Below are 3,354 nucleotides of genomic sequence, written 5' to 3'. Positions count from 1 at the left end.
TAAGGTACCCATGAATTCATACTCGTGCTTTTAGGTACAGCTCTTTAAAACCTTCTCGGAATAAGGTGGGTGTCCAGTTGTTCCACCACTACAGATTTGGTTTCAAATGACGGTGGGTATCGAATTAATAAAACCGAAGATACTGGATTAAAAAGGCAAACTAATGTTCACGTTCCACGCTCCGTTTACCAAGACGTAAATACCGAATACAGTGAGCGTAAGCCCTCCTAACCTAAACAACCAAATTGCTGTGTAATAGACTTTCACGCTATTCGTTCTAAAGTATAAAAAAAACGGAAGCTGAGCCATCACGCTCATGAAAGAAACTCCTGTTAGAAGTGAATAGACACCTATAAGTTTGGAAGAGTTCACCCCAAACATCATTGATTCCAATGCACTCGACCATAAGAAAAAGGTCATTATGGCAAATGCTTTTTGAAGGTGCCTGCTCTCAACATTTTTTTCATCGTTACTTGTTATGAGATACTCCGGCTTCTCTTCAACTGACATATAAGCTATGAGCAATACTAAGCTGACGTAAAAAGCCAATTGGTAAAATTCACTATCTACCACAAGTACTAACAATGCGGTAACTGAAAAAATGGCAAATATCAAAGCCGATTCAAATAAAGATTTTCTATTATAGTATTCTAGATACTTAGCATACTCTTCGTCTGTTACCATCATCACTAATTTCCTAGTTGCTCAGGCCTGATTTTAGGCTTTCCACGACCAGCGCCGAATCGTTTTATAGCAGGCTTTCTTAAAATCTTCTCTGCCCCTGGAGCATATCTAAAGGCAGCAGATTGAATTGCCGGGGAATACGGCACCAATGACCGGACTGCGTTTACTGGGTGGTACGCTCCATTTAGAATGCTCGCTATTTCACCGTATATTCCAAACAGTGCATTTCTTTTCTGAACCGGTAAATTCTTAAATGCATGCGCTATGGATTGATAACCAGAGCGAAGACCTAAACCACCATATGCAGTGGCTAGCGGAGAAAATGCCATAGCAAGTGCGTCTGCTGCCTGACTCTGACCATGCCTAAAGTTCATAATCATAGCTCTTTGAGCTATATTATCAGCTGTTATTTTACCGTATTCCGCGCCATCCTTCTGACAAACAAAATCACACGAAATAGTCGCTTGATTTATGTTGCCATCTTCGTTGTATCCAAGCTCGCTATATTTTGCCGTTACCCCCTCTCCGTATCCATAACCAAAGTCTTGGCCAATCGAAGACAATGTATCCTGTGTCTGACTTTGAATGTCTGACGAAAGACTATTTCCCTGAGTACTTATAGACGGAGTTGTGGTTGTAGAAGCAACTTTATCGGTCTTGGCAATATTCCCTTGAGAACCAATATCAGCGACATTGAATCCTGCACTAGACAAGCTGTTAGTTAACGCTCCTCTAACAGCACTCCTTGCAGCACCATTACCACCTGAAATTGAAAGCCCGCCATCTTTTGCAGTTACCGTAACAGTTTGTGATCGCCCTAAGCGACTGCCCAGTTTAGGGGCTCTTTTAACTTCAACTTCTTTTTCGGCGGTATACCCCGTAGGATCAGTGTCCCCCAGGGGATTGTTCATCACATAGCTGTATGGATTAATACCCTGACTGTTTCCGATACCCTGTATGAAAGGGTCTACAGAAAGAAAACGCCCAAGGTTATAATCGTACACCCGCCCGTTCGTATGAATGAGCAAGCCCAACGCGCGTCCTTCTGTTGGAAGCGTTTCAGCCTAGAGGAGTTGCGATGTTAAAGAACAACTTTTGGTAACCGAGAGTGACTGTCCTATTTATGCTGATATTGATAGACTTTACAATTTTCTTTACAGATTATCGGCTGTTTTGACCATGGTTAGCCAGGATGATGGCAATGGTTCATAAGCGACGGTTTTCTTTACACGGTGATGATGGGTGGGAATTGCTAGTAATGCTGATTGTTAAAGTTGTGATGATGAAATGACTTGGGAGACCTGTATACAGCCACCCAAGTGAAAAGAATTGGCTCAGTTCTTCTTAATTAGAACGATATCAGTAACTTTATCATCACGAACCAAAGCAAGCCCCTCTACGCCCCTTAAGTTATCCCAGTCAGATTCGCTAGAGGTAAACTTGTATATGCAGCCAGAAGCACTAGCTTTCTTAAAAAGTAATTGCCAATCGCTTTCCGCCTCGTCCGAAAGGGTGACTTTAGCTCTATTGTTATAAATATCCGTCGCTTGTTTGATGGTATACGGCCCTTCAAACATCAAATTTGAAAATCGACTATCCGAAACCTCTATACTACAAGCCTTCACCACTGTCGAATGAGTACTGCAAGCAATCAGAAAAACAGAAAGCAAGATTGTAACTAACCAACCAATATTTTTTTTCATTTTATCTAGACCTCGCCTTGCCGTGATTTTCATCCCTAAAGGGCTCGTTGAAGTACTTGTGCATAAATTGGTTGGCTCTTCTTATGTTTTTTGCTTCATAGTGCTCACGGTTTATCGTGTACTCAAAGCCTGATACATGTTTCTGCATTAGATGAAAAGCCTCGTGGACTATAACCCTATTCATACTAAAGGCACTATACTCTGGTAAGGATTGCTGGTAACGCTCTATAGCGCCGTAGTATGCACCATCAGACATGCTGTCGGGTAGTGTACCCCCGTAAGCGTCCATACTGGCGTCGGCATCAACCTCATACTCTATACTAAAAATCGATTTATTGATGTTTATGGTGTTGCCATCAAGCTCAGTTTTTTTCTTATTATCAAAGGTCAAAGTTAGTGCTCCGTGCTTTTTCTCTAGCTCAGCAAACTCAGGTTTTTTTCGAAGCTCTTCTAATGATTTATGAGCAGACTTTTTAAGTCCGCTTGTGGTACTTGTTGCTTTTCCGCGAGAGACTGAGGTTAGTTGCTTTCCACTGGAACTATCATTCTTAGCTATTTGTGTTTGTGAACCAATATCACTGACATTGAATTCTGCACTAGGCAAGCTGTTAGTTAACGCTCCTCTAACAGCACTCCTTGCAGCACCATTACCACCTGAAATTGAAAGCCCACCATCTTTTGCAGTTACCGTAACAGTTTGTGATCGCCCTAAGCGACTGCCCAGTTTAGGGGCTCTTTTAACTTCAACTTCTTTTTCGGCGGTATACCCCGTAGGATCAGTGTACCCTAGGGGATTGTTCATCACATAGCTGTATGGATTAATACCCTGACTGTTTCCGACACCCTGTATGAAAGGGTCTACAGAAAGAAAACGCCCAAGGTTATAATCATACACCCGCCCGTTCATATGAATCAGTTCTACTTCATCCAGATGTTCATGGTCGGTGAAGCCTTTGCGGGTAGCCTG

At 42.2% G+C, this 3,354-nt stretch carries 4 protein-coding genes; all 4 read right to left on the bottom strand.

All coding sequences use genetic code 11. The features are described from left to right. Positions 1–147: 147 nt before the first annotated feature. Complete coding sequence (locus JK130_RS16490) at positions 148–687, bottom strand: hypothetical protein (protein ID WP_218355428.1); 540 nt, start codon at positions 685–687, stop codon at positions 148–150. A gap of 2 nt (positions 688–689) precedes the next feature. Then, entirely contained in the window at positions 690–1,712 is a 1,023-nt protein-coding gene (locus JK130_RS16485; RefSeq protein WP_246587854.1) for an RHS repeat protein, read from the bottom strand. Between the two features lie 306 nt (positions 1,713–2,018). After that, on the bottom strand, positions 2,019–2,387 hold the full coding sequence (locus tag JK130_RS16480) for a hypothetical protein (protein ID WP_218355426.1): 369 nt from the start codon (positions 2,385–2,387) through the stop codon (positions 2,019–2,021). A gap of 1 nt (position 2,388) precedes the next feature. Beyond that, positions 2,389–3,354: RHS repeat domain-containing protein (locus JK130_RS16475; protein ID WP_218355425.1), on the bottom strand; the 966-nt coding region annotated here is incomplete at its 5' end.

The organism is Alteromonas lipotrueiana, assembly GCF_019249245.1.
In the GTDB taxonomy this organism is placed as follows: Bacteria; Pseudomonadota; Gammaproteobacteria; order Enterobacterales; family Alteromonadaceae; genus Alteromonas; species Alteromonas lipotrueiana.
This window is presented reverse-complemented; position numbering and strand designations above follow the sequence as displayed.